Consider the following 24695-nt stretch of genomic DNA (forward strand, 5'->3'; position numbering starts at 1 on the left):
ATATGTCACACCCTATTGGATTGGGGACCACACATGACCCTCTCGGAGAACCGCCCCTGGCGGGGCGTCCTCGTCGCCACCGCTCTCCCCCTGCGCGCCGACCTCACCGTCGACCTCGACCGGTACGCCGAACACTGTGCGTGGCTGGTGGCGAACGGCTGCGACGGTGTCGTACCGAACGGCTCGCTCGGTGAGTACCAGGTGCTCACGCCCGAGGAGCGCACCAGGGTGGTCGAGACGGCCGTGGCGGCCGTCGGCGGTGCGCGGGTGATGCCCGGCGTCGCCGCGTACGGCTCGGCCGAGGCGCGGCAGTGGGCCGAGCAGGCGGCCGAGGCCGGCTGCGGCGCGGTGATGCTGCTGCCGCCCAACGCCTACCGCGCCGACGAGCGGTCCGTGCTCGCCCACTACGCCGAGGTCGCGAAGGCCGGCCTGCCGGTGGTGGCGTACAACAACCCGGTCGACACCAAGGTCGACCTCGTGCCGGAGCTCCTGGCCCGGCTGCACGGCGAGGGGTGCATCCAGGGCGTCAAGGAGTTCTCCGGTGACGTCCGCCGCGCCTACCGGATCGCCGAACTCGCCCCGGACCTCGACCTGTTGGCCGGTGCCGACGATGTGCTGCTGGAGCTGGCCGTGGCCGGCGCGAAGGGCTGGGTGGCCGGCTACCCCAACGCGCTGCCCCGGGCCTCGGTGGAGCTGTACCGGGCCGCCACCACCGGGGACCTGGCCGCCGCGCTCCCCCTGTACCGGCGGCTGCACCCCCTGTTGCGCTGGGACTCGCGGGTGGAGTTCGTGCAGGCCATCAAACTGTCCATGGACATCGTCGGGCGGTATGGCGGCCCGGTGCGCCCGCCCCGCGTCCCCCTGCTGCCCGCGCAGGAGGCCGTGGTCCGGGCGGCCACCGAGAAGGCCGTCGCCGCCGGGCTCGCCTGACGTCACGACAAGGAGACCGGAGCATGCGCAGCAAGCTCGTCCTGCACGCCGTGGACTCGCACACCGAGGGCATGCCGACCCGTGTCGTCACCGGCGGGATCGGTACCGTGCCCGGTGCGACGATGAACGAGCGGCGGCTGTACTTCCGTGAACACCGGGACGACGTCAAGCGGTTGCTGATGAACGAGCCGCGCGGCCACTCCGCGATGAGCGGCGCGATCCTGCAGCCGCCGAGCCGCCCGGACTGCGACTGGGGTGTCCTCTACATCGAGGTGTCCGGGTATCTGCCGATGTGCGGGCACGGCACGATCGGTGTGGCGACCGTGCTGGTGGAGACCGGCATGGTCGAGGTCGTCGAACCGGTCACCACGATCCGGCTGGACACCCCGGCCGGCGTGGTGGTGGCCGAGGTGGCGGTGGAGGACGGCGCCGCCCGGAGCGTGACCCTGCACAACGTTCCGTCGTTCGCCGTGGCCCTGGACCGGGAGATCACCCTGCCCGGCGGGCGCACGGTGATGTACGACCTGGCGTACGGCGGGAACTTCTACGCCATCCTGCCGCTGGACGCCTTCGGGCTGCCCTTCGACCGCGCCCGCAAAGAGGACATCCTGCGGGCCGGGCTGACGCTGATGGAGGCGATCAACAGCGAGGGGGAACCGGTCCATCCGGAGGATCCGTCGGTCCACGGCTGCCACCACGTCCACCTCTACGCGCCGGGCGCCACCGCCCGGCACTCGCGGCACGCGATGGTCATCCACCCGGGCTGGTTCGACCGGTCCCCGTGCGGCACGGGGACGAGCGCGCGCATGGCGCAACTGCAGGCGCGGGGCGAACTCCCGCTGCACACGGAGTTCGTGAACGAGTCGTTCATCGGCACCCGGTTCACCGGCCGGCTGCTCGGCACGACGGAGGTGGCCGGTGCCCCGGCGGTGCTGCCGAGCTTCACCGGCCGGGCCTGGATCACGGGCACGGCGCAGTACCTGCTCGACCCGACCGACCCGTTCCCCGCCGGGTTCGTGCTCTAGGGCGGGCGCCGGTGACCTCCGTGGATCCACTAGACTTCGATGATGCGTGACATGGCACCAGGGCCGCGGCCGGCCGAGGCACCCGAACTCCCCCGGCTCGGCGGCCGCCGCAGCAGTTTCCGGGAGCGGGTCGCCGAGGCGCTGCGGGCCGCGCTGATCGCGGGCGAGCTGCGGCCGGGCGAGGTCTACTCGGCGCCCTCGCTCGCCGCCCGCTTCGGGGTCTCGGCGACCCCGGTACGGGAGGCGATGCTGGACCTGGCGAAGGAGGGGCTGGTCGACACGGTGCCCAACAAGGGGTTCCGGGTCACCGCCGTATCCGACCGGCAGCTCGACGAGTACACGCAGATCCGCGCGCTCATCGAGATTCCCACGGTGGTGGAGCTGGCGCGGACCGCCGACCGGGTGTCGCTGGAGGCGCTGCGGCCGGCGGCCCGGGAGATCGTCGCGGCCGCGGCCGCCGGGGACCTCATCGCCTACGTGGAGGCCGACACCCGCTTCCACCTGGGGCTGCTCGCCCTGGCCGGGAACGCGCACCTGGTCGAGGTGGTCGCCGACCTGCGCGGCCGGTCCCGGCTGTACGGGCTCACCGCGCTGGCCGAGGCGGGCCGTCTGCTCGCCTCGGCCGACGAGCATCTCCAGCTCCTCGACGCCCTGCTGGAGCGGGACGAGAAGGCCGTACACGCGATCATGACCCGGCATCTCGGGCACGTGCGGAGCCTGTGGGCCGCGTCGGACTGAGCGCGCGACGCGGCCCCCGGTCGTCGGCCGGTGCAGGCCGCTGTCAGCCGGTGTAGGCCGCGAAGATCTTCGCGAACTCGTAGGGTGACTGCGGGATGTTGGTGCACTTGTACAGCGCGCCCGTGCAGGCGTTGCGGTCCCGGGTGGCCTCCCAGAAGGCGAGTTCCCCGAGGTGCTTGCCCTGGGCGAAGGCGACCAGCTGCCGGGCGTCGGCCTGGTCGTAGACGTGGCCGTCGTCGTTCTGGCCGAGCATCGGGGTGACGCCGAGCATCGCCCAGAGCTGCGCGTCGGACTTCGCCGGGTAGAGGGACTTCAGCTGGGTGAAGGTGCTCTGCGCGGCCTGGACGGCCGCGTCGCCGTAGTCGGTGCTCCGGTAGTAGTCCATGGCCATGACGTTGACGAGGTCGAGGTCGACCCCGGCGTCCCGCGCGGCCTTGACCACGTTCAGCCCGTCCGAGGTGAGGCCCTCGGGGAGCACCGGCAGGGTGAGGGAGATCCTGAGGCCCGGGTGAGCCTGCTGGAGGCGTGCCAGGGCCTGCGAGCGCCGGGTGATGGAGGCGGTGTCCGCGACGGCGGCGCCCTCGATGTCGAAGTCGGCGTACCGCAGGTCGTAGGCCTTGACGACGGCGTCGTACTCGGTGAACAGGGAGTCCACCGAGTCGCAGGCCTGGGCGAGTTCGATGCCGGAGGCGCCGCCGAAGGAGACCTTGACGTCGCCGCCTCGGGCCCGGATCGCGTCGATCTGGTCCTTGGCCCAGCCGTCGCGCGGGTCGTAGGCGTTGAACCACATGGCCTTGCAGCCCGACGCGGTGATGAACGACATGGTGTAGCTGTCGGTGCCGCCGGCCGAGGCCATGTCGGGCATGCTCGGGGTGGGCCAGGCGCCCATGTCGATATAGGGCGCGGTGTGCACGCCGCCGCCCGGTGGGGTGCCGCCGGAGGTGGTCGTGGTGGCGCTGACGGCCGCGCTGTAGGCGGAGAGGTTGCCCGCGGCGTCCTTGGCGCGGACCCGGAAGGAGTAGCCGGTGCCGGGTTGCAGTCCGGTCGCGGTGTAGGAGGTGGTGGTGACCGGGACGGGCGTGCCGCCGTCGCGGGAGACCTCGTATCCGGCGACCGACCCGGAGTCGTCGGTGGCGGCGCTCCAGCGGACGGTCAGGGAAGAGCTGGTCGCGGAGCCGACGGTCACACCGGTCGGCAGGCTCGGCGGTGTGGTGTCGTTCCCGCCCGAACCCCCGGTGCAGGGTGCGCCGTTGAGCGTGCAGTTCGCCGGTGCGCCGGTGCCGCTGGACACCCAGCCGAAGGTGACGCTCGCGCCCGGCGCCAGCGAGCCGTTGTACTCACGGTTCTTGAAGGTGTAGTGGCTGCCGTCCTGGGTCAGCAGGGTGTCCCAGTACGAGCCGACCGTGGTGCCGGCGGGCAGGTCGAACCGGACGGTCCAGCCGGACAGCGCGCTGCCGCTTCCGTTGGTGATCGTGTAGAGGCCCTGGTAACCGCCGCTCCACTCCGAGGGCTTGGCGAAGGCCGCGGTCGGTGAACCCGCCGCGTGTGCGGGCGGGGCGAGTACGAGGAGCAGGGCCGTGACGAACACGGCGAGGAGTGCGGACGGTCTTCGCATCGCTGCCTCCAGGGGGTTGGGCGCCACAGGGGCGCCGAGGCCGCACAGGATTGGTCCATACCAGATGACTCCCCCTGTTGGTACAGACCAGCGGACGATCCGTCAAGACGGTGCGCGGGGAAAAGACCGGCACGGGTGTCCCGGAAATGAGCGAGAGGCCGCTCCGAGTCCTCCTCGGAGCGGCCTCTCGACCGCGTCTTCCGCACGTCGGGACGACAGGATTTGAACCTGCGACCCCTTGACCCCCAGTCAAGTGCGCTACCAAGCTGCGCCACGTCCCGTCGCGGCCCACGCGGTGGTGTTCCGCGTGATCACGCAGGTCAACCCTACCGCACGCGCGCGGGTGCCGGGGCCGCGTCCGTCGGGGTCGCGCCCGTCGGGGACGAGGTCGTCGGCGACGAGGTCGCGGCGGCGCGCGGTGTACGGCCGGCGCGGCGTGCCGGGACCAGGAGGGCGGCGCCCGACGCGGCCAGCATCAGGACGGCGAGGAGGGCCCAGCCGTGGGTGTAGCCGGAGGCGTAGGGCAGTCCCGAGGGCTGGAGCCGGCCGGTGACCAGGACGCTGGTGAGGGCGGCGCCGATGGAGCCGCCGATGGTGCGGATGTTGGCGTTCATGCCGGTCGCGGCGCCGGTCTGCTCGGGTGGCACGCTGCCCACGACCAGGTTCGCCATGGCGGCGTAGGCCAAGCCGATGCCGAGGCCGAACAGGGCCGCGACCACACCGATCTGCCACTGCTCGTCGTGCCACAGGGTGAGGACGCCGCAGGCGAGCGCGCCGAGAGCGGCGCCCGCGGTGAGCAACGCCTTGGCGCCGACGCGGGGTTCGAGGCGTCCGGCGAGGACACCGGAGAGGAACATCGCGAGAAGCATCGGCAGCATGAGCAGACCCGAGGCCGTGACGCTCGCCCCGAAGCCGTACCCGGCGGAGGACGGGGTCTGGACGAAGCCGGGCAGGAAGGACCAGATCGCGTACATGCCCGCACCGAAGAGCAGTGCGGCGGTGTTGGTCGTCCACACCGCGGGCAGGCGCATCACCCGCAGGTCGATCAGCGGGGTGCGGGAGCGGGCCTCGCTGCGCAGCCACAGGGCGAACAGCAGCACGGCGGCGGCGAACAGGCCGAGCACCCGCGCCGAGCCCCAGCCCCACTGCACGGCCTGGCTCAGCGGCAGCAGCAGGGCGACCAGCCAGGCGGACAGCAACCCGGCGCCGAGCCAACTCACCCTGCCTTCGGCACGGTTGGGCGACTCGGGGACGTAGCGCAGGGCTATCAGCACGGTCGCGGCGACGACGGCGACCGGGATCCAGAACAGCCAGCGGTAGTCGAGGGCGGAGACGATGGGGCCGGCGGCCACCATGCCGACGCCGCCGCCCGCGGCGATCACGGCGGACAGGTCGCTGATGCTGCCGCTGACCTCGGACGGGGCGAACTCGTCCCGGATGATGCCGAAGGAGAGCGGGAACAGGGCGCCGCCGACGCCCTGCACGACCCGGGCGACGATCAGGACGCCGATGGTCGGGGCGAGCGCGGCGACCAGGCAGCCGACAAGGACGGTCACCAGGACCGCGACGAGGGTGCGCTTCTTGCCTGCGAGATCGCCGACGCGGCCGAGGATCGGGGTGAAGACCGAGGCGGACAGCAGGTACGCCGTCATCACCCAGGTGGCGGTGGACTGCGAGGTGTGCAGGGCGTGCTGGACGGTCGGCAGGGCCGGCGCGATCAGCGACTGCAGCATGGCGAACACGCCCGCACCGGTCGCGAGGACCGCGAAGGTGAGGCGGGTGGACGTGCGGGGCATGGCGGAGCCTCTCCGGAATCCGGTGACACGGAGGATGGAGGAAGTGCTGAGTGAGGGAGCGCGGTGGGGTCACACCGGCACTGGTAAAGTGGAGGTACCCCTCCACTGTAGCGGAGGTACCCCTCCGGTTCAACTGATCGGAGGATCACCTCCGGTTCACCGAGTCCCGTCCGGGAGGCACCCAGTGACCGCCACGCCGTTGCCCGTCAGCGAGATCGTCGCCGCCCGCAGGCCGCACCGCAAGGACGCCGCCCGCAACTACGACGCCCTGCTCGCCGCCGCCCGGGAGGCCTTCGCTGAGCACGGAGCGGAGGCGTCGCTGGAGGACATCGCCCGCCGCGCGGGCGTCGGCATCGGCACCCTGTACCGGAACTTCCCCACCCGCCGCGACCTCTTCGAGACCGTGTACGCGGACGAGGTGAACACCCTGTGCCGGGCCGCCGAGGAGCTCGCCGACCGCGAGCCCTGGGAGGCGCTGACGTCGTGGCTGGGCCGGTTCGCGGGCTACATGGTCACGAAGCGGGCCGTGCGGGAGGCCCTGAACGACCAGTCGGACATCTTCCTGGCCTGCCGCGACTCGATGTACGGCGCCGGCGGCCCGCTCCTGGAGCGCGCGCAGAAGGCGGGTGTGGCCCGCACCGACATGGACTTCGGTGACCTGCTGCGGATGGTCGCCGGGATCACGGCGACGGCGTTCGAGGACGACGCCCAGCGCGACCGGGTCCTGGCGATCGCCCTCGACGGCGTGCGCACCGCCCGCTGAGGCCCACCGACGCGTCCGGCCCCCTTACTTGATCAGCGCGTTGGCCACCACCACGAGCACGCCCAGCAGCGCGTCCGCCGTGCCCAGCCGGATCGCGGACGGCCAGCTGCGGGACTGCCCGCGCGCGGCGATCAGGCCGAGGGTGAAGAGGATGACGATGTTGAGGCCGAACGCCTGTGACTCCACCCCGGTGGCCGGCCACCACCCCCAGCCCGCCCCCGCCAGCAGGAAGACCGTCGGCAGGACGACCGCGACCAGCGGCCACTCGTCACGCACGGCGCGCACGGCCTCCCAGCGGCGCTGCGGGGTGCGCTCGGCGATGTAGTGGGCGTAGCCGTGGGCGAGGGCCGACGCGAGCGCGGTGACCAGCACCCAGAGGGCGTCGTAGCGGCGGCTGGAGGCGGAGTTGTGGCCGTGCTCGATGAGCGCGGCCACCATGGAGCTGGCCAGGACGGCGCCGTAGACCCCGCCGAAGAACACCATCTCGCGGGTGTCGCGGGCGTGCGCGTGCGGCTGCGGTGCGGGGGCGGCGGTCGTGGGGTGGGCCATGCCTTCCACCCTTCCGCGCCGACCGGCCCGCCGCCACTCCGGTAACCCGACGAAGCGTCCTCCACCAGGCACGTTGCCCCGCGCACCGCCTACGGCGGGGCGGCGGCGGCCCGTACGCGCGCCGGATGACTCCGTGGTGCGCGCAAAGACGGCCGTGACGTACGGGAGCGAGGCGGTCTAGCGCCTCACGCCGTCCCTTCCGGGTAGCCGGCCGGCGTGATCGGTGCCGGATCCGTCAGGTTCTCCGGCGCCGTCGTCCATTCGATGCCGCCTCTCCGCGGGGCTAGCCAGGCGACCGGTGTCGGCGTCGTGTCCTCGGGGGCGATGGCACGCAGGATTCCCCGCCGTCCTGTCGCGGAGTCCGTCACCAGGTGGCCGAGCCAGGGGTGCGAGCGGTGCATCAGGCCCGTCGAGGTCGCGGCCGCACCGCGTGCGGAGCCGATGGATGCGCCTGAGGGCGTGGGGGCGAGGAGCGGCGTGTGGGGGGACATGGTGGTTGCCTTCCATCCGGGGCCGGGGCCGCGAAGAGGTGGAGCGGCGGCATTGCCTTCCCGACAGGTGTCTTCGATTCGGCGCTGCACCCTCGAACGATTGGGCGTCAACACCGTGCGCATCAGCGGTTGTTGGTGGCGAGGGCCCGAGTGTGCGGCGAGTCTGCTTACGCATGTAACTATGCTCCCAGCCGACTTCACGCTGCAACTGCTTCCCTGATAATTTCAGCCAGGCGGTATCCAACTGATGTCATCACTAGATCACCTCGCAGCACGGTACGGTGATGGACCATCAGAGAGGGGAGTTGCTGCGATGGAGGGTCGTTCGGGAGCGGGGAACCCCGCGCCGACGGTTCTGCGGATGATCCTCGGCCGGCGACTGCGGGAGAGGCGGCAGAGCGCCGAGGTGTCGCTGGAGGACGCTGCCAGTGCCCTGCGGGTGAAGCCGCTGACCATCCGGCGTCTAGAGAAGGCGGAGGTCGCGCTCAGGCCCCTGTACGTGGAGAGGCTGCTGGAGGCCTACGGAGCCGACCGGCAAGAGATCGACGAATTCGTCGCCCTGGCCGAGCGAGCCAACGAGCCGGGCTGGTGGCACGACTACCGCGATGTGCTGCCCGGTTGGTTCTCCGCCTTCGTCAGCCTGGAGACCGGTGCGAGGACTCTGCGCACCTATGAGCCGCACTACGTCACCGGGCTGCTGCAGACGTACGACTACGCGCGCGCCGTGCTGCGCGGCGGCTTTCCCAATGACGGCGGGGAAGATCTCGAGCGGCGCGTCCAGGCGCGACTGCGCCGGCAGACGCTGCTTCGGAGCGAGGAGGCGCCCACGCTGTGGGTGGTGATGGAGGAGGCTGTCCTGCACCGCGTCGTAGGCGGGCCGGAGGTGATGCGGAAGCAGATCGACCGGCTCCTCGACGTCTCGGAGCTGGAGCACGTCAGCATCGACGTCGTCCCGTTCTCCGCGGGCGCCCATGTCGGCGCGTGCGCCCCCTTCACCTATTTCCGGTTCGAGGAGCCGGAGCTGCCCGACGTCGTCTACAGCGAGGTCCTCACCGCCTCCATGTACCTGGACCAGCGCTCGGATGTCGCCGCCCACCTGGAAGCGCACAACCGGATGTCGCTGCTGACCTCCTCGGCGGACAGCAGGGCGCTGTTGCAACGCATGCGCAAGGAGTACTCGTGATCATGAGCCATGTCAGTGTCTACAACGGGATGCCCGCTTCCGACCTCGGTGAGCACGGCTGGGAGTGCCCGTGGAGCGGGCCCAACGGAGGCCAGTGCGTGGAGACGAAGCAACTCACCGACGGGCGCGTGGCGGTGCGCCAGTCGACGGATCCCTCCGGGCCCGCGCTGATCTACACCACCGAGGAGATCAGCGCATTCCTCGAAGGAGTCAAGAAGGGCCTCGCCGATCATCTGACGGCCGGCTGAACCTGAAGCATGGATCCGGAAAACGGCGCCACTCCTCAGGTCGCCCCCCGCTTTGCACGCCCCGCACCTACGGAAGGGAACAGCATGAGCAGCACGCCGGCCTCGCGGGACATCGACACCAGCAGGCCCCACTCCGCCCGCATGTACGACTACTACCTGGGCGGCAAGGACCACTTCGAGGTGGACAAGCAGGCGGCCGAGAATGTCGCGGCCGTCTATCCCGGCATCTTCGTGTGCGCCCGTGAGAACCGGTCCTTCATGCATCGCGCGACCCGGGTGCTCGCGCGGGAGCACGGCATCCGCCAGTGGCTGGACATCGGCACCGGCATCCCCACCGAGCCGAACCTGCACCAGGTGGCCCAGTCCGTCGTCCCCGACGCCCAGGTCGTCTACGCCGACAACGACCCTCTCGTCCTGAAGTACGCCGAGCGCCTGATGCGCAGCACGGCCCAGGGCCGCACGACATACATCGAGGCCGACGCCAAGAACCCCGATTCCCTGCTGGACGCCCCCGTCCTCACAGAGGTGCTGAACCTGGACGAGCCGGTGGCGCTGTCCCTCAACGCCCTGATGCACTTCATCACCGACCCGCAGGATCCGTACGGGATCGTCAGCCGTCTGCTCGACGCACTGCCCTCCGGCAGTGCCCTGGCACTGAGCCACTGCACGCCCGACTTCGATCCCTCCACCTGGCAGAAGGTCACCGACATCTACGTGAACGCGGGAACGCCCGTGCAGTTCCGCGCCCGCGCCGACGTCGCCCGCTTCTTCGACGGTCTGGAACTCCTCGACCCGGGCATCACGGTGGGCCACCGCTGGCGGCCCGATCCCGCGAGCGACGCCGATGCCACGGAGCCGCCCACCGACGCCCAGGTCAGCCTGTGGACCGGTGTGGGCATCAAGCCCTGACAACCGCCCGCGGCGGCCCGGTCGTCGTCCCCCGGATCTCCACTCTCGGCACGGCCAGTCGTACGCGCCGCTCCTTCCCGGGCCGCTCGAAGCGGTCGAGGAGGCAGCGGGCGGCGCGGCGGCCGACCTCGTGCGGGGCGGTGTCGACGGTGGTCAGCCAGACGTGCCGCAGCCGGGAGATGCTGGTGTTGTCGTAGCCGGCCACCGACAGGTCGCGCGGTACGGCGAGGCCGAGTTCCTCCGCCGCCGACAGGGCGCCGACACAGGCCATGTCGTTGACGGCGAAGACGGCCGTGGGCCGCTCGGGGCGGCTGAGCAGCCGTACGGTCCCCCGGTAGCCGCCCTCCTCGGTGAGATCACCCGGCTCGACGAGCGGCTCGGCGCCGTGCGCGCGCATGGCCGCCTCGAATCCCCTCCGGCGCAGCGCGCCGACGGCTCCGTGGCCGGCGAGGTGCGCGATCCGGCGGTGGCCGAGGCCGAGGAGGTGCTCGGTGACGAGCCGGGCCCCGTGCTCGTCGTCCCCGGTGACGACGTCCACCCCGGGGAGTTCCGGCTCCCGCGCGCCCGCCACGACCACCGGCATCCGCCGGGCGAGCGCGGCGAGCCCGCCCGCGTCCGGGACCGTGCCGACCACCACCAGACCGTCGACGCCCAGGTCCAGGAAGGGGCCCGCGAGGTCGTGTCCGGTACGGCGGTTCAGGCGGGCGTCGGCCAGCAGCATGTGCAGGCCGGCCGTGTGCAGCACGGAGTTGAGGCCGTCGAGGAGGTCGACGAACCAAGGGTTGCGCAGGTCGTCGAGGAGGACGCCGACGGTGCGGGTGCGCTGTTCGCTGAGGCTGCGGGCGGCGGCGTTCGGCCGGTAGCCCAGCTCCCGGACGGCCCGCAGCACGGCGTCGCGCTTCTCGGTTCGGACCGGCCCGGAGCCGCGCAGCACCAGGGAGACCAGCGACTTGGACACGCCGGCGCGTTCGGCCACGTCGCGGATCGTCGGCGGTCTCATGGGATGGACCGTTCCATGCCATCCGCCGCGCTGTCAAAGGCTTGACACGCTGGGCTTGTCAGGACAAAGGTGGGCCGCACAGGATGTGGACCGGTCCAACCGTTGTCGACGGGCGGGCGACAGGCCGAGGAGAGGACTGCCATGGCGGAAGCGGCGAGGGGCGGCGAAGCGGTGGCACCGGCGAGAGGAGGCCAGGCGGTGCCACCGGCGGAAGCGCTGGGGGTCGCCGTCGTCGGGTTCGGCTGGATGGGCCGGGTGCACACCCAGGCGTACGCCCGGGTCGCCCACCACTATCCCGGGCTCCCCCTGCGGCCCCGGCTGGTCACGGTCGCCGAGGAGGTGCCGGGCCGGGCCGAGGAGGCCGCCGAGCGGTTCGGGTTCGCCTCCGCCACCCGCGACTGGCGCGAGGTGGCCGCCGACCCGCGCGTGCGGGCGGTCAGCATCACCGCGCCGAACTTCCTGCACCGCGAGATCGGCGTGGCCATGGCCGAGGCGGGCAAGCACATCTGGATCGAGAAGCCGGTGGGACTCACCGCCGAGGACGCCCGGGCGGTGGCCGCCGCCGTGGCCGGGGCCGGGGTGCGGGGCGCGGTCGGCTTCAACTACCGCAACGCGCCCGCCGTGGAGGCCGCCCGCGATCTCGTCGCGTCCGGCGGGATCGGCGCGGTCACGCATGTGCGCGTCCGGCTGTTCAGTGACTACGCCGCACATCCCGAGTCCGCGCTGACGTGGCGGTACGAGCGGGAGCGCGGCGGCAGCGGGGTGCTCGGCGACCTGGCCTCGCACGGCGCCGACCTGGCCCGCTTCCTGCTCGGCGAGATCGCCGCCCTGACCGCCGACACGGCGGTCTTCGTGCCGGAACGGGCCCGCCCGGCCGGCGCCACCGCCGGGCACGCCCGCGCGTCCGGCGGCGAACCGGGGCGGGTGGAGAACGAGGACTACGTCGGCTGCCTGCTGCGTTTCGCCTCCGGCGCGCGCGGGACCCTGGAGGCCTGCCGGGTCTCCGTCGGCGAGCAGAACGCCTACGGCTTCGAGGTGCACGGCACGCGCGGCGCGGTGTTCTGGGACTTCCGCCGGATGAACGAACTGCGGGTCAGCCAGGGCACGACGTACCAGGACCAGCCCGTCAGCACGGTGTACGTCGGCCCGGGCGACGGGGAGTTCGCCGCGTTCCAGCCGGGCGCGGCCAACGCGATGGGCTACGACGACCTGAAGGTGATCGAGGCGTACCGGTTCCTGCGGTCCGTCGCCGAGGACAGGCCGTACGGCGCCACCCTCGCCGACGCGGTGCGCAGTGCCGAGGTACTGGACGCGATGGCCGTGTCCGCCGAGACCGGGACGTGGGTCGACCTGCCGGTGTCGTAGGCCGGTCGCGGGCGGGTCACAGGGCCGACGCGGAAAGTGGACAGGGAGAGGGCAGGCATTCCATGGGACTTCTCGACGACAAGGTCGTCCTCGTCAACGGCGGCAGCCAGGGCGTGGGGGCCGCCGTCGCGCGGGCCGCCGTCCGGGCGGGCGCCGTCGTGGCCGTCAGCGGCCGCCGCGCCGAACCTGGTGAGGCCCTGGTGGCCGAGCTGACGGCGGCGGGCGGCCGGGCGCTGTACGTCCGCGCCGACCTGTCCGAAGCCGAGGAGGCCAAGGCGGCGGTGACCGAGGTGGTGCGGGTCTTCGGGCGGATCGACTGCCTGGTGAACTCGGCCGGACTGACCTCCCGGGGCACGCTGCTGGACACCACGCCGGAGCTGTTCGACGCGCACATCGCGGTCAACCTGAGGGGGCCGTTCTTCGCGATGCAGGCGGCGGTCGCCGACATGCTGGCCCGCGAGGCGCCGGGCACGATCGTCAACATCATCACCTCGTCCGCGCACGGCGGGCAGCCCTTCCTCGCCCCGTACGTCGCCGCCAAGGCCGGGCTGGCCGGACTCACCAGGAACGCGGCGCACGCCCACCGCTGGGACCGGATCCGGATCAACGGCCTGAACATCGGCTGGACCGCGACGGAGGGCGAGGACGCCACCCAGCGCGCCTTCCACGGCGCCGGCGACGACTGGCGGGAGCAGGCCGCCGCCCGGCTGCCGATGGGGAGGCTGGGCCGACCGGACGAGATCGCGGACGTCGTCGTCCTGCTGCTGTCCGACCGGTCGGGCGTGGTCACCGGATCGGTGATCGACTGGGACCAGAACGTACTCGGCGGACTCGACTGACCGTCCGTCCGGCACTTTCGCACTCAAGGAGCACCATGCGTATCGGAATCCTCGGCCTCGGCCGCATCGGCGCCTTCCACGCCGAGACCCTCTCCGGCCTTCCCGCCGTCGAGTCCCTCGTCGTGTGCGACCCGTTCGCGGACGCGGCCAAGGCGGCCGCCGAACGGTTCGGGGCCGAGGTCGCGGACTCTCCTCAGGCGCTGCTGGCCGCCGGGGTGTACGGCCTCGTCGTCGCGGCGGCCACCGACGCCCACCCGGCGCTCATCGTGGCCGGGGTCGAGGCGGGCGTGCCCGTCTTCTGCGAGAAGCCGGTCGCCCGGACCATGGCGGAGGGCAGCGAGGTCCTCAGGGCCGTGCGGGGCAGCGACGTACCGATCCAGATCGGCTTCAACCGCCGGTTCGACGCGGGCTTCACCGCCGCACGGCAGGCCGTCCTGGCGGGCGAGCTGGGGAAGCTGCACACGGTCCGCTCGACGACGCTGGACCCGGCGCCGCCGCCGGCCGCGTACGTCGCCGCGTCCGGTGGGATCTTCCGCGACTGCTCCGTCCACGACTTCGACGTCATCCGCTGGGTGACCGGCCGCGAGGTCACCGAGGTGTACGCGGTGGGCGGCAACCGGGGCGCGGAGTACATCAGGGAGGCCGGCGACGCCGACACCACGGGCGCGATTCTGACGCTGGACGACGGCACGATCGCCGTGGTCTCCAACTCGCGCCACAACGCCCGGGGTTACGACGTGCGCATGGAGCTGCACGGCTTCCGGGACTCCATCGCCGTGGGCCTGGACGACCAGTTGCCGCTGCGGTCGGTGGAACCCGGCGTGACCTTCCCGGCCGGCACCCCGCACGACTTCTTCATGGACCGCTTCACGGCCGCGTACCGCGCGGAACTCACCGCCTTCACCGAGGTCGTGGCGGGCGGCCGGCCGTCCCCCTGCACCGTCGAGGACGCGCTGGAGGCCGGCTGGATCGCCGAGGCCTGCACGCTGTCGCTGCGCGAGCACCGGCCGGTGACGGTCGAGGAGGTCCGCGGAGCCTGATCCCGGGGCCCTGGAGGCCTTCGAAGTCCCGGAGGTCCAGCACGTTCAGGAGACCGGCGCCCGCGAGCGGGTGCCGGTCTTCTCGCGTCCGCAGGTCAGAGGCAGTAGCGCACCATCCACTCGTCCGGGTCGTACCGGTCGCGCGCCGGGTCCGGGAGGGTGGCGGGGCGGGTCTCGACCGTGTCCTCGGGCCGTATGCGCTCCGGGAGCGTGCCGAAGCGGAGCCGGCGCTCGGTGGCGCCGGACGAGTCGGCCGTACCGGCCACGGTGACCCCGGTGGCCGTACCGGCCGGCTCCTGAGGGGTGTGCCGGTGTTCCGTGCCGCGTTCCCTGCCGTGCTCCATGTCGTGTCCTCCCGTCGCGCGGGGACTCCCCGTCTTCCAGGAGAACGCCGGAGCCCGCCCGTCGGTTCCCGAAGGCACCGAGGGCGGGCGCGGGGGTTCACCGGGTCACGAGGGCCGTTCGCCGGTGGGCGTGGCGGGCGCGGTGAGGTCCTTCGACTCGGGGAGTTCGTCCACGTCGACGCCGCGCACCTGGGACAGCTCGTGCTTGAGGGCGGCGAGTTCGGCGCCGCCCGCCATGTGGTTGGTGAGTTCCTCCAGGGTGATGTCGCTGCGCGCGGCGGACAGTTCGAGGGTGCCCAGGCGCAGGACGCTGAAGTGGTCGCCGACCATGAACGCGTGGTGGGGGTTGTGGGTGATGAAGATGACGCCGAGGCCGCGGTCGCGGGCGGCGGCGATGTACTTCAGCACCACGCCGGACTGTTTGACGCCGAGGGCGGCGGTGGGCTCGTCGAGGATGAGGACCCGGGCGCCGAAGTAGACGGCGCGGGCGATGGCCACGCACTGGCGCTGGCCGCCGGACAGGGTGCCGATGGGCTGTTCGAGGTCGTCGAGGACGATGCCCATGTGGCGCAGTTCCTGGTCGGCGGTGGCCTTCATCCGGGCGATGTCGAGGCGGCGCACGGGCCAGGGGCCGCGGGTCATCTCGGAGCCGAGGAAGAAGTTCCGCCACACCGGCATCAGGGGGACGGTGGCCAGGTCCTGGTAGACGGTGGCGATGCCCCGGTCCAGTGCCTCGCGCGGGGTGGAGAAGCGCACGGGGGTGCCGTCGACTAGGAACTCGCCCTCGGTGTGCTGGTGCAGCCCGGAGATGATTTTGATCAGGGTGGACTTGCCGGCGCCGTTGTCGCCGAGCACACAGGTGACCTGGCCGGCCCGCACGGTCAGGTCGACTCCGTGCAGGGCGCGGATGTTGCCGTAGGACTTGCCCGCGCCGCGCAGTTCGACGAGGGGGCGGCCGGAGGCGGGCGGGGTGTCGGCGACGACCATGCCGTGCGTGCCGCTCTTGTCGCTTTTCATCGGGGTGCTACCTCCGGGTCGCCGTGCGCTGGACCCACAGATTGATCAGGACGGCGCCGAGGAGCATCACGCCGAGGAAGGCCTTGAACCAGTCGGGGTTCCAGCCGGCGTAGACGATGCCCTGGTTGACCATGCCGAACATGAAGGCGCCGAAGACCGGGCCGATCGCCGAGCCGTAGCCGCCGGTGAGCAGGCAGCCGCCGATCACCGCTGCGGCGATGTAGATCAACTCCTGGCCCACGCCCTCGCCGGACTGGACGGTGTTGAACGAGAACAGCTGGTGCATGCCGACGAACCAGGCGCCGAAGCCGACCAGCATGAACAGGGAGATCTTGGTGAACTTCACGGGCACGCCGACGGCCCGCGCGCTCTCCTTGTTGCCGCCGACCGCGAAGATCCAGTTGCCGTACCTCGTGCGCAGCAGCACCCAGGTGGCGATGGCGGCGAAGACCAGCCACCAGACCACCGTGATCTTCACCTCGACCCCGGCGACGTCGAACGACGACGCGAAGACCTTCTTGGCCTGGCCGAAGCCGTCCATGTCGCTGATGTCGTCGGTGGCCACGTTGCCGGTGACCAGCTTGGTCACCGCCAGGTTGACGCCCTGGAGGATGAGGAAGGTGCCGAGGGTGACCAGGAAGCTGGGCAGTCCGGTCTTCACCACCATCCAGCCGTTGAAGGCGCCCACGGCCAGGGAGACGACGAGGGCGACGATCACGCCCACCCAGACGTTCATGGTGAGCTGGTAGCTGAACATGCTCGCGGTCAGCGCCGAGGTGATCACGGCGACACCGGCCGACAGGTCGAACTCGCCGCCGATCATCAGCAGCGCCACGGGCAGCGCCATGATCCCGATGGTCGACGACTGGTAGAGGACCGTCGCCATCGAGCTGCCCTGCCGGACCGAGGGCGCCGCGATCTCGAAGAAGACCAGGACGGCCACGGCCCCCAGGAAGACGCCGACCTCGGGCCGGGCCAGCAGCCGCAGCACCAGCGGGCGCCGCGTGGTGCGGCCGTCGGTCTGCTTGGGGCCGGGGGCCGGCGGTTTTCCCACCGCCGGCCCTGCCTGCTGGGCCATGCTCATCACCGGGTGCCCTTCGCGGCGAACCGGGCGACCTGGTCGACGTTGGACTTGTCGACGAAGGCCGGGCCGGTCAGCACCGGCTGCTCCCCGCCGCCGCTGTAGTTGCCGTTGTTCTTGTAGAGCCAGAGGGAGTCCACCGCCAGGTAGCCCTGGAGGTACGGCTGCTGGTCGACGGCGAACTGGATGGTGCCGTTCTTGATGGCTCCGGTCAGCTGCTTGTTCAGGTCGAAGGTGGCGACCTTGGCCTTGCTGCCGGCGTCGGACACGGACTGCACGGCGGTCAGCGCGTAGGGGGCGCCGAGCGCGACGACGTAGTCGATGGAGTTGTCCTGCTTCAGCTTGGCCGTGATCGTCGACTTCACGGACGGCATGTCGGTGCCGTTCACGTACAGGGTCTCAGTCGTGCCGGAGAACGTCTTCTTCATGCCGTCGCAGCGCTGGGTGAGGCCCACGTTCCCCTGCTCCTGGATGACGCAGACGGCCTTCTTGGCGCCGACCTCGTCGAGCTTCTTGCCGAACGCCTCGCCGGCGACCGACTCGTCCTGGCCGAAGAACTCCAGCAGGCCGAGCTTCTTCCAGTCGCTGACGCCCGAGTTCAGCCCGACCACCGGGATGCCGGCCGCCGTGGCCTTGCCGATGACGCCCTTCATCGCGTCCGGCTTGGCGAGCGTGACGGCGATGCCGTCGACCTTCTGGTCGACGGCGTTCTGCACGAGGTTGGCCTGGTTGCCGGCGTTCGGGTCGGCGGAGTAGACGAGCTTGATGTTGTCCTTGGCGGCGGCGGCCTCGGCGCCCTTGCGGACGATGTCCCAGAAGGTGTCGCCCGGCGACTGGTGGGTCACCAGCGCGACCGTCATCCGGGGGGTGTCGGCCTTGCCCGCGGAGGCGTTCGACCCTCCCTCTTCGGCCTTCTTCCCCCCGGAGCTGCTGGAACAGCCCGCGAGGGTGAGGGCCGCCGCGGCGGCCACGGCCACGAACGGGGCCAGTCTGCGGGAGCGGGAGTGGGAAGAGCGGTCCATCGTTCCTGCACCTCACTGTTGCAACGGGGGATACGGGGCCTGCATGGATAAGGACGCGCTGTCGCGTTGACGGGATCAAAGTCGCTGCCGGGCCCGCTGTCAATACTTTGTTAAGACATCATTTCACGAACAGGTCAGAATGTAAGTACAAACTAGGGACGGCGCCCGTCTCCGCATCTCCATCCGTCCAGTACACCGCGCCGCGCGCCGCGCCACCCCTTCGCGTTCCAGTCGCTGGTCAGACCCCGAACCGGAACCCCCGAGTTCGCACAGCCCCCGCGGCCGGCCGCGCCACGAGGACTCTCCATTGTCCGCGGGCGCGGTAACACCGCTGGTGACGGTGACGGTTACGTTTCGAACAAGACACCCCCCAGAGCGCTCAGACCTATTGACGCATGAGCGGACATGACGCTGTTATTACGCCCACGATGTTCGGTCGAGTTGGTTTCTGATCGGTTTCGATGACCTTTCAGGGATCGGCTCATCCCCTTGGCCGAACCCTGCATGCCTCAGGAGCCGTCATGCGCCACTCTCCTTCCGGTCTCGCTCTCCCGGGTCCCAGCCGCCGTTCGCTGTTGCGCTCGGCCGGCGCCGCCGCCGTCCTCGCCGGCGCCGGGATACCCCTGCTGTCCGCGTGCGGCGGCAGCGGTTCGTCGTCGGACCCGAAGACCGTCTCCCTCGGCTCCAACGCCTCCGACGCCGTGCCGAAGAAGGCGTTCGCCGAGATCTACGCCGCCTTCAAGCAGAAGTCCGGCATCACGGTCGACGTGAACACCAAGGACCACAACACCTTCCAGGAGCAGATCAACTCGTATCTGCAGGGCACCCCGGACGACGTCTTCACCTGGTTCGCCGGATACCGCATGCAGTTCTTCGCGGCGAAGAAGCTCGCCACTCCCATCGACGACGTGTGGGCGAAGATCGGGGCCAACTTCCCCGACGCGATGAAGAAGCTCAGCCAGGGCGAGGACGGCAAGTACTACTTCGTGCCGCTGTACACGTACCCGTGGGCGGTCTTCTACCGCAAGAGCGTCTTCCAGCAGCACGGCTACGAAGTCCCCACCACCTGGGACCAGTTGGTCGCCCTGTGCAAGAAGATGAAGAAGGACGGCCTGGTCCCGATCGCCTTCGGCGACAAGGACGCCTGGCCGGCGATGGGCACCTTCGACCAGATCAACTTCCGCCTGAACGGCTACGACTTCCACAAGCAGCTCATGGCCGGCAAGGCCTCCTGGACCGACGCCAAGGTGAAGGCCGTCTTCGACCACTGGGCCGAGCTGCTCCCCTACCACCAGGACGGCGCGATGGGCCGTACCTGGCAGGACGCCGCGCAGGGCCTGGTGGCCAAGAAGTCCGGCATGTACGTCCTCGGCTCCTTCGTGGCCCAGCAGTTCACGAACAAGGCCGACCTGGACGACCTGGACTTCTTCGCCTTCCCGGAGATCAACTCCGCGTACGGGCAGGACACGGTCGAGGCCCCGACCGACGGGTTCATGCTCAGCAAGAGCCCGAAGAACCACTCCGCCGCGGTCAAGCTGCTGCAGTTCCTCGGCACCCCCGAGGCCGAGGCGACCTACCTCAAGGCCGACTCCAGCGTGGTGGCCGCCTCCAGCAAGGCCGACACCTCCACGTACACGGCGCTGCAGAAGAAGGCGTACACGATGATCAGCGGCGCCAAGAGCCTCACCCAGTTCATGGACCGCGACAGCCGCCCCGACTTCACCTCCACGGTGATGCAGCCGGCGCTGCAGAAGTTCATCCAGAACCCCAAGGGCGTGGACAGCCTGCTGTCGTCGATCGAGCGCCAGAAGAAGACGATCTTCGCCTCCTCGTGAACGAACCCATGACGACACAGATGTCGACAGAGATGTCACAGACACCGACGACGCCGGCGCAGACCCCGGAGGCGGCCGCCGCGCCGCCTCCGGGCCCCGTGCCCGGCGGACAGCGGGCCAGGCAGGGGCACCGGCGCCTGCTGACCCGCCGCGACCGGATCACGCTCGGCCTGATGGCGGGCGTGCCCACGGTCCTGCACGTGCTCCTGGTCTGGGTCACCGCCCTGGCCTCCATCGCGCTCGCCTTCACCAGCTGGGACGGCATCGGGTTCGACTCGATCAAATGGGTCGGCCTGGACAACTTCAAGCACCTGTTCGAGAACAACCCGCAGTTCTGGCCGGCCGTCCAGCACAACCTCATCTGGTTCGCGGTGCTCATCGCGGTCCCGACGCCGCTCGGCCTGTTCCTGGCCGTGCAGCTGGACAAGAAGATCCGGTTCAGCCGGGTCTACCAGACCGCGTTCTTCCTGCCGGTCGTCATCTCCATGGCCTGCATCGGCTTCGTCTGGCAGCTGGTCTACAACCCGGACACCGGCCTGATCAACAGCCTCATCGGGGCCAACAAGCCCGGCCACTACATCGACTGGATCGGCGACCCCGACCTCAACCTGTGGGCCGTCCTCATCGCCGCGTCCTGGCGGCACACCGGCTACATGATGATCCTGTACCTGGCCGGACTGAAGGGCGTCGACCCCTCCCTGCGGGAGGCCTCCTCGCTGGACGGCGCCAACGAGTGGCAGACGTTCAAGAACGTCATCTTCCCCACCCTGCGGCCGACCAACACGGTCGTCCTGGTGGTCACCATCATCGAGGCGCTGCGCGCCTTCGACCTCGTCTACGTCTTCAACAAGGGCGCCCAGGGCACCGAGTTGCTGTCGATCCTCGTCACCAACAACATCATCGGCGAGTCCAGCCGCATCGGTTACGGCTCCGCCATCGCCGTCGTCCTGCTGGTGATCTCGCTCGTGGTGATCATCCCCTACCTGGTGGCCACCTTCCGGAAGGAGCGGCGATCGTGAGCGCCTCCACCGTGGCGCCGGTGCGGCGCACCCCCGTCCGCCCGGCGCGGATCCTGCTGCACGTCTTCCTCGCGGGCACGGCGCTGGCGTGGCTCGCCCCCCTGCTGTGGGCCGTCTTCTCGGCCCTGCGCCCCTACAGCGAGACCTCCGACCGGGGGTACGTGTCCTGGCCGCACAAGCTGAGCCTGGACAACTTCACCAACGCGTTCCAGCAGTCCGACATGCTGCACTACTTCGGCAACACGCTGCTGATCGCGGTGCCGGCCGTGCTGATCACCCTGTTCCTGTCGTCGATGGTGGCGTTCTACGTCAGCCGCTTCGACTTCCGCCTCAACCTCGCCCTGCTGCTGGTGTTCACCGCCGGCAACCTGCTCCCGCAGCAGGTCATCATCACCCCGCTGTACCGGCTGTACCTGCTGACGGACCTGCCGGGCGTCACGGAGAGCGGCAAGCTGTACGACTCCGCGCTCGGGCTGGTCCTCATCCACGTGGCGTTCCAGTCGGGGTTCTGCGCGTTCGTGCTGAGCAACTACATGCGCTCGCTGCCGCACGAGCTGACCGAGGCCGCGCTGGTGGACGGCGCGTCGGTGTGGCGGCTGTACTGGCAGATCACCCTGCCGCTGTGCAAGCCGGCGATGGCCGCGCTGGCGACCCTGCTGTCGATCTGGATCTACAACGACTTCTTCTGGGCCCTCGTGCTGATCTCCACCGGCGAGAACATGCCGATCACCTCGGCGCTGAACAACCTCTCCGGCCAGTACTTCACGGACCCCAACCTGGTCGCCGCCGGTGCGCTGCTCACCGCGATCCCGACCCTGGTCGTGTACTTCGTGCTCCAGCGCCAGTTCGTCAGCGGCCTGACCCTGGGCTCCAGCAAGGGCTGAGGCGCATGCTGTGGCCTTCCGCCCACCGGTTCGCCTACACCCTGATGCTGCGGCACATCCGGGTGACCACCCACTTCTACTCGGGGGGGCGGCACAACTGGACGTACTGGCAGCACGAGTTCAGCCGGGCGTGGCGCGTGCTCGCTCCGGCCTTGGGCCTGCCGGTGTGAGGCCCGGCCGTGCCTGGCCGCGCGGTTGCCGGAGGGCGACCGCGCGCTGCGCCGGTCAGCCGTCGGCGGCCGGTGCGGGCAGCTGCTGCCGGGACTGCAGGTTCAGCTTGCGCATGGCCCGGCCCACATGCTGCTCCACCGTGCGTGGCGACAGGTGCAGGGTCACCGCGATCTCCCGGTTCGTCAGGCCCGCTCCGGCCAGGCCGGCCACCTCCCGCTCGCGCGGCGAGAGCCGGTCGCCATAGCCGGGGCGGCCGAGAGGGCGCCGCTCGGGCGTGGGGCTGTGCACGCGCAGCAACGCCCGTGCCCGGGTGGCGTCCCACTGGGCGCCGAGGTCGGTGAAGTGCTGGATGGAGGAGGTGAGTTCGGTGATCGCCTCGGCGCCGTCCGCGGTGCGTGGCGCCGCGTCGCCGAGGGCGGTCAGCGCGCAGCGTCCCGCGCCCTCGGCGGTCAGTGCCTGCGAGTAGGGCCGGGACAGCGCCGCATAGGCGGTGGAGGCCTCGCGATACAGCGGTACCGCCCGCGCCGCCCTGCCCGTCGTCTCGGCCAGCACCGCCCGGGACCAGGTCAGGGCGGCCGAGGCGCTGGGCGCGTCGATGCCGACGATTCCCATGGCGAAGGCGCCGACCATCGCCTGCGCCTCCCTCACGCGCCCGGCGCGGGCTGTCGCCTCCACCGCCCAGGGCGCCAGTTCGGCCGCGTCGGCCCAGATGCCCTTGCGGACGACGCGCTGCCAAGCGGTCCTGGACTCGGCGACCGCGGCCTGGATGTCGTCCCGGGCCAGGTCGAGGCGGATCAGCGCGCCGGAGGCGGCGGCGACAAGACCGAGCGAGGAGTATTTCAGTGCCGTGACCCGCTGCTCGGACAGCGACGACACGGTCCGGCCCCACTCGCCCTGGGAGAGTGCCAGCAGCCCCAGCACCAGCCGCCCGTCGCTGGCGATGTGCATGTCGGACGTGGCGGCCACGAACGCTTCGCAGCGCTCCGCCAGGCCCGCCCAGCGCCCGAGCATCCAGTCGAGTACCAGCCCGGCCCCGAGCGCCCCGTGCTCGGTGAAGGCGAAGCCATTCGTCGCCGTCAGTTCGGCGCCCTCGGCCAGCAGTTCCTCGGCTCGGTCGTAGCGTCCCAGCCACACGGCCGAGTCCGCGGCGTTGCACAGTGCGGCGACCGCGTGCCGGCGCACCTGCGGATGCGCGCTGTCCGTCGGCAGTTCCCGCACCAGGGACCATCCTTCCGGGTCGCCGCTCATGGTGGCCAACGTGACCCGCGCCGAGGCCACCGCCGCTCGCGCCGCCTCGTCACCGCTGTCGGCGGCCGCCTTGTCGGCGGCGCGCAGCCAGGTGCGGTGCACGTCGACGGGAGTGCCCAGCCAGCCGGGAACGGCAAGCCTGCACATCGCCTGCACGGCGAGAGCCGGCCGCTCCTCCCGCAGGTCGGACACCGCCTGTTCCAGGACATTCTGGTCCAGCGCCAGCAGCCCGAGGTCGTACCGGATCTCGCCGCGCACCGCCGCGGGCAGGCTCTCGTCCCGGAGCACGCGCCGGAGCGTCTCGATGGTCTCGTCCGAGCGCAGTCCGACGACCGCGTGGCGGGCCAGCACAGGAGCCAGCCGGGCCCGGGCCTGCGGCGGGACGAGCGGTGAGGCCACCGCTTGTTCCAGCAGACCGATGGCCTCCTGGTGGCTCGGGCCGTACCCGGCGGTCTGGGCCTGGTGTGCCGCCTGCTCGACGGCGCGCAGCCAGCCGCGGACGCGTCCGGCCGCGCGGCGGTGGCGCGCGAGTTCGGGCCAGGACACCGGCTGCGGGCCGGCCGCCAGCACGTCGGCCGCCCGCCCGTGCAGGTCCTTGCGCAGCGGACCGGGCAGCACGTCGTGGACGGCCGCCTGGGCCGCCAGCGGGCAAGGCAGCCGGTACCGGCCGTCTCCCGCCTCCACCAGCAGGCCGGCCGTCAGCGCGGCGTCCAGGGCCGCGCGGCCCTCCGGCGCGGACAGTGCCGCCACGGCCAGCAGTTCCCTGTCCGACACGGGCCGTTCCAGTACGGCCGCCGCCCACACCACCGGCCGGTGGCTCTCCGCCAGGGCTGCCGTGCGGGCGAGCACCAGATCGCTCAGGCGCACCGGAACACCTGCGGCATCCACGTCCGCCGGGGTGTACCACTGCTGGTCGGGCCGGTCGCGCAGGGCCTCGACCAGGTCTGCCACGACCTGCGGCACCCCTCCGGATCGCTCGTGCAACCGCGTGATCGCCTCCGGCGTACAGCGCTTGCCCAGGGCCTCGGCGACGACGTGGCACACCTGGTCGGCGGTCCACGGCCCGAGGCGGTGCCTGCGCACGGCCAGGTGTGAGGCGTAGCGCGGCGCCGGGACGCCCAGCGGCAGACCCGGCTCGGGCAGTTCCTCGGGCCGGTAGGTCACCACCACCGCCAGTCCGCGACCCGCCTCCTCCAGTACTCCGCGCAGCCATGCCACCGCGCGGTCCGGCGCCCGGTGCAGGTCCTCGACCACGAGGAGGAACGGCCGGCCGCCGGCGGGAAGCGCGGGCGGCTCGGCGTCCCGGCACGCCCAGACCGCACGCGGCAGCCGCGCGGCCCACGGGGCCGCGGTCAGTGACCGTACGAGCCGGGTCTTGCCGAATCCGGCCGGTCCCTCCACCAGGACGAGCACCGGCCGCGGTTCCTCACCGTCGAGCGTCCGCCGCACTCTGCCCGCCCATGGGGCGTCTCCTAGCTTCACTCACTTCTCCAGCTGTCGGCCCTCGGACCTGCGTGTATGTCGCGCCGACGATTCTCCGCGCGAGCACCCTGAATCTAAAGGTTTCGGCCATGCGACTTAAT

The 24695-nt window shown here is 71.2% G+C and carries 24 protein-coding genes and 1 tRNA gene; 14 read left to right on the plus strand and 11 right to left on the minus strand.

Annotated features, from left to right (window positions below; translation table 11 throughout):
* The first annotated feature begins 33 nt into the window (after nt 1-33).
* From DBP14_RS02840 to DBP14_RS02850, 3 genes are read left to right on the plus strand one after another with little or no spacing between them, the layout of a single operon-like run.
* Entirely contained in the window at nt 34-930 is an 897-nt protein-coding gene (locus DBP14_RS02840) for a dihydrodipicolinate synthase family protein (RefSeq protein WP_129305467.1), read from the plus strand.
* Nucleotides 931-953: 23 nt separating this feature from the next.
* A complete protein-coding gene (locus tag DBP14_RS02845) occupies nt 954-1955 on the plus strand; it encodes a proline racemase family protein (protein WP_129305468.1) in 1002 nt (333 codons plus the stop codon).
* A 51-nt stretch (nt 1956-2006) separates the two neighbouring features.
* The gene (locus DBP14_RS02850) at nt 2007-2693 is read left to right on the plus strand and encodes a GntR family transcriptional regulator (protein ID WP_241740781.1); all 687 of its coding nucleotides are present in this window, start codon (nt 2007-2009) and stop codon (nt 2691-2693) included.
* 43 nt (nt 2694-2736) lie between these two features.
* Here DBP14_RS02850 and DBP14_RS02855 read toward each other — a convergent pair whose 3' ends face one another.
* The 3 genes from DBP14_RS02855 to DBP14_RS02865 all read right to left on the minus strand — a co-directional run bounded on the left by DBP14_RS02855 (nt 2737) and on the right by DBP14_RS02865 (nt 6104).
* Nucleotides 2737-4308, minus strand: coding sequence for a cellulose binding domain-containing protein (locus DBP14_RS02855; RefSeq protein ID WP_129305470.1), 1572 nt, complete (start codon nt 4306-4308; stop codon nt 2737-2739).
* Between the two features lie 207 nt (nt 4309-4515).
* Nucleotides 4516-4589 (minus strand) — tRNA-Pro (locus tag DBP14_RS02860).
* A gap of 45 nt (nt 4590-4634) precedes the next feature.
* Complete coding sequence (locus DBP14_RS02865; RefSeq protein WP_129305471.1) at nt 4635-6104, minus strand: MFS transporter; 1470 nt, start codon at nt 6102-6104, stop codon at nt 4635-4637.
* 184 nt (nt 6105-6288) lie between these two features.
* Here DBP14_RS02865 and DBP14_RS02870 point away from each other — a divergent pair, with 184 nt between their 5' ends.
* Nucleotides 6289-6867, plus strand: coding sequence for a TetR/AcrR family transcriptional regulator (locus DBP14_RS02870; protein ID WP_129305472.1), 579 nt, complete (start codon nt 6289-6291; stop codon nt 6865-6867).
* A 24-nt stretch (nt 6868-6891) separates the two neighbouring features.
* On the opposite strand, the gene DBP14_RS02875 is transcribed toward DBP14_RS02870, so the two are convergent.
* On the minus strand, nt 6892-7416 hold the full coding sequence (locus DBP14_RS02875) for a hypothetical protein (RefSeq protein WP_129305473.1): 525 nt from the start codon (nt 7414-7416) through the stop codon (nt 6892-6894).
* Between the two features lie 185 nt (nt 7417-7601).
* A complete protein-coding gene (locus DBP14_RS02880) occupies nt 7602-7907 on the minus strand; it encodes a hypothetical protein (protein ID WP_241740782.1) in 306 nt (101 codons plus the stop codon).
* 313 nt (nt 7908-8220) lie between these two features.
* Between DBP14_RS02880 and DBP14_RS02885 the strand changes: the two genes are divergently transcribed.
* The 3 genes from DBP14_RS02885 to DBP14_RS02895 all read left to right on the plus strand — a co-directional run bounded on the left by DBP14_RS02885 (nt 8221) and on the right by DBP14_RS02895 (nt 10247).
* Nucleotides 8221-9090 carry a helix-turn-helix transcriptional regulator gene (locus tag DBP14_RS02885; protein WP_129305474.1) on the plus strand — a complete coding sequence of 290 codons (870 nt, stop codon included), beginning with the start codon at nt 8221-8223 and terminating at the stop codon, nt 9088-9090.
* A 2-nt stretch (nt 9091-9092) separates the two neighbouring features.
* Nucleotides 9093-9338, plus strand: coding sequence for a DUF397 domain-containing protein (locus DBP14_RS02890; protein WP_129305475.1), 246 nt, complete (start codon nt 9093-9095; stop codon nt 9336-9338).
* Between the two features lie 84 nt (nt 9339-9422).
* On the plus strand, nt 9423-10247 hold the full coding sequence (locus DBP14_RS02895) for an SAM-dependent methyltransferase (RefSeq protein ID WP_129305476.1): 825 nt from the start codon (nt 9423-9425) through the stop codon (nt 10245-10247).
* Here the strand turns inward: DBP14_RS02895 and DBP14_RS02900 are convergent.
* Complete coding sequence (locus tag DBP14_RS02900) at nt 10237-11247, minus strand: LacI family DNA-binding transcriptional regulator (protein WP_129305477.1); 1011 nt, start codon at nt 11245-11247, stop codon at nt 10237-10239. The genes DBP14_RS02895 and DBP14_RS02900 overlap by 11 nt on opposite strands.
* 198 nt (nt 11248-11445) lie before the next feature.
* Between DBP14_RS02900 and DBP14_RS02905 the strand changes: the two genes are divergently transcribed.
* From DBP14_RS02905 to DBP14_RS02915, 3 genes are all read left to right on the plus strand, one after another.
* Nucleotides 11446-12612 carry a Gfo/Idh/MocA family oxidoreductase gene (locus DBP14_RS02905; protein WP_277752684.1) on the plus strand — a complete coding sequence of 389 codons (1167 nt, stop codon included), beginning with the start codon at nt 11446-11448 and terminating at the stop codon, nt 12610-12612.
* Nucleotides 12613-12674: 62 nt separating this feature from the next.
* Nucleotides 12675-13451: an SDR family oxidoreductase gene (locus DBP14_RS02910; RefSeq protein ID WP_129305479.1), complete on the plus strand. Its 777-nt coding sequence runs from the start codon at nt 12675-12677 to the stop codon at nt 13449-13451.
* Nucleotides 13452-13486: 35 nt separating this feature from the next.
* Nucleotides 13487-14491: a Gfo/Idh/MocA family oxidoreductase gene (locus DBP14_RS02915; RefSeq protein WP_129305480.1), complete on the plus strand. Its 1005-nt coding sequence runs from the start codon at nt 13487-13489 to the stop codon at nt 14489-14491.
* A gap of 95 nt (nt 14492-14586) precedes the next feature.
* Here DBP14_RS02915 and DBP14_RS02920 read toward each other — a convergent pair whose 3' ends face one another.
* The 4 genes from DBP14_RS02920 to DBP14_RS02935 form a co-directional block, all read right to left on the minus strand.
* The gene (locus DBP14_RS02920; RefSeq protein ID WP_129305481.1) at nt 14587-14835 is read right to left on the minus strand and encodes a hypothetical protein; all 249 of its coding nucleotides are present in this window, start codon (nt 14833-14835) and stop codon (nt 14587-14589) included.
* A gap of 105 nt (nt 14836-14940) precedes the next feature.
* Nucleotides 14941-15852 carry an ATP-binding cassette domain-containing protein gene (locus DBP14_RS02925; protein ID WP_129305482.1) on the minus strand — a complete coding sequence of 304 codons (912 nt, stop codon included), beginning with the start codon at nt 15850-15852 and terminating at the stop codon, nt 14941-14943.
* Between the two features lie 7 nt (nt 15853-15859).
* Nucleotides 15860-16936 carry an ABC transporter permease gene (locus DBP14_RS02930; RefSeq protein WP_164992236.1) on the minus strand — a complete coding sequence of 359 codons (1077 nt, stop codon included), beginning with the start codon at nt 16934-16936 and terminating at the stop codon, nt 15860-15862.
* The gene (locus DBP14_RS02935) at nt 16936-17955 is read right to left on the minus strand and encodes a sugar ABC transporter substrate-binding protein (RefSeq protein WP_129305484.1); all 1020 of its coding nucleotides are present in this window, start codon (nt 17953-17955) and stop codon (nt 16936-16938) included. The genes DBP14_RS02930 and DBP14_RS02935 overlap by 1 nt, the downstream gene beginning before the upstream one ends.
* A 521-nt stretch (nt 17956-18476) precedes the next feature.
* On the opposite strand from DBP14_RS02935, the gene DBP14_RS02940 reads away from it, so the two are divergent.
* Genes DBP14_RS02940 through DBP14_RS35915 form a run of 4 tightly spaced genes read left to right on the plus strand, consistent with a single transcriptional unit; the run spans nt 18477 to nt 21863 of the window.
* The gene (locus tag DBP14_RS02940) at nt 18477-19790 is read left to right on the plus strand and encodes an ABC transporter substrate-binding protein (RefSeq protein WP_129305485.1); all 1314 of its coding nucleotides are present in this window, start codon (nt 18477-18479) and stop codon (nt 19788-19790) included.
* A 32-nt stretch (nt 19791-19822) separates the two neighbouring features.
* Nucleotides 19823-20809 carry a sugar ABC transporter permease gene (locus tag DBP14_RS02945; RefSeq protein WP_129305486.1) on the plus strand — a complete coding sequence of 329 codons (987 nt, stop codon included), beginning with the start codon at nt 19823-19825 and terminating at the stop codon, nt 20807-20809.
* The gene (locus DBP14_RS02950) at nt 20806-21693 is read left to right on the plus strand and encodes a carbohydrate ABC transporter permease (RefSeq protein ID WP_129305487.1); all 888 of its coding nucleotides are present in this window, start codon (nt 20806-20808) and stop codon (nt 21691-21693) included. The genes DBP14_RS02945 and DBP14_RS02950 overlap by 4 nt, the downstream gene beginning before the upstream one ends.
* 5 nt (nt 21694-21698) lie before the next feature.
* Complete coding sequence (locus DBP14_RS35915; protein WP_164992237.1) at nt 21699-21863, plus strand: hypothetical protein; 165 nt, start codon at nt 21699-21701, stop codon at nt 21861-21863.
* Between the two features lie 55 nt (nt 21864-21918).
* Here DBP14_RS35915 and DBP14_RS02955 read toward each other — a convergent pair whose 3' ends face one another.
* Complete coding sequence (locus DBP14_RS02955; protein WP_129305488.1) at nt 21919-24525, minus strand: LuxR family transcriptional regulator; 2607 nt, start codon at nt 24523-24525, stop codon at nt 21919-21921.
* Between the last annotated feature and the right edge of the window lie 170 nt (nt 24526-24695).

Origin of the sequence: Streptomyces sp. L2 (genome assembly GCF_004124325.1) — a bacterium.
GTDB lineage: Bacteria > Actinomycetota > Actinomycetes > Streptomycetales > Streptomycetaceae > Streptomyces.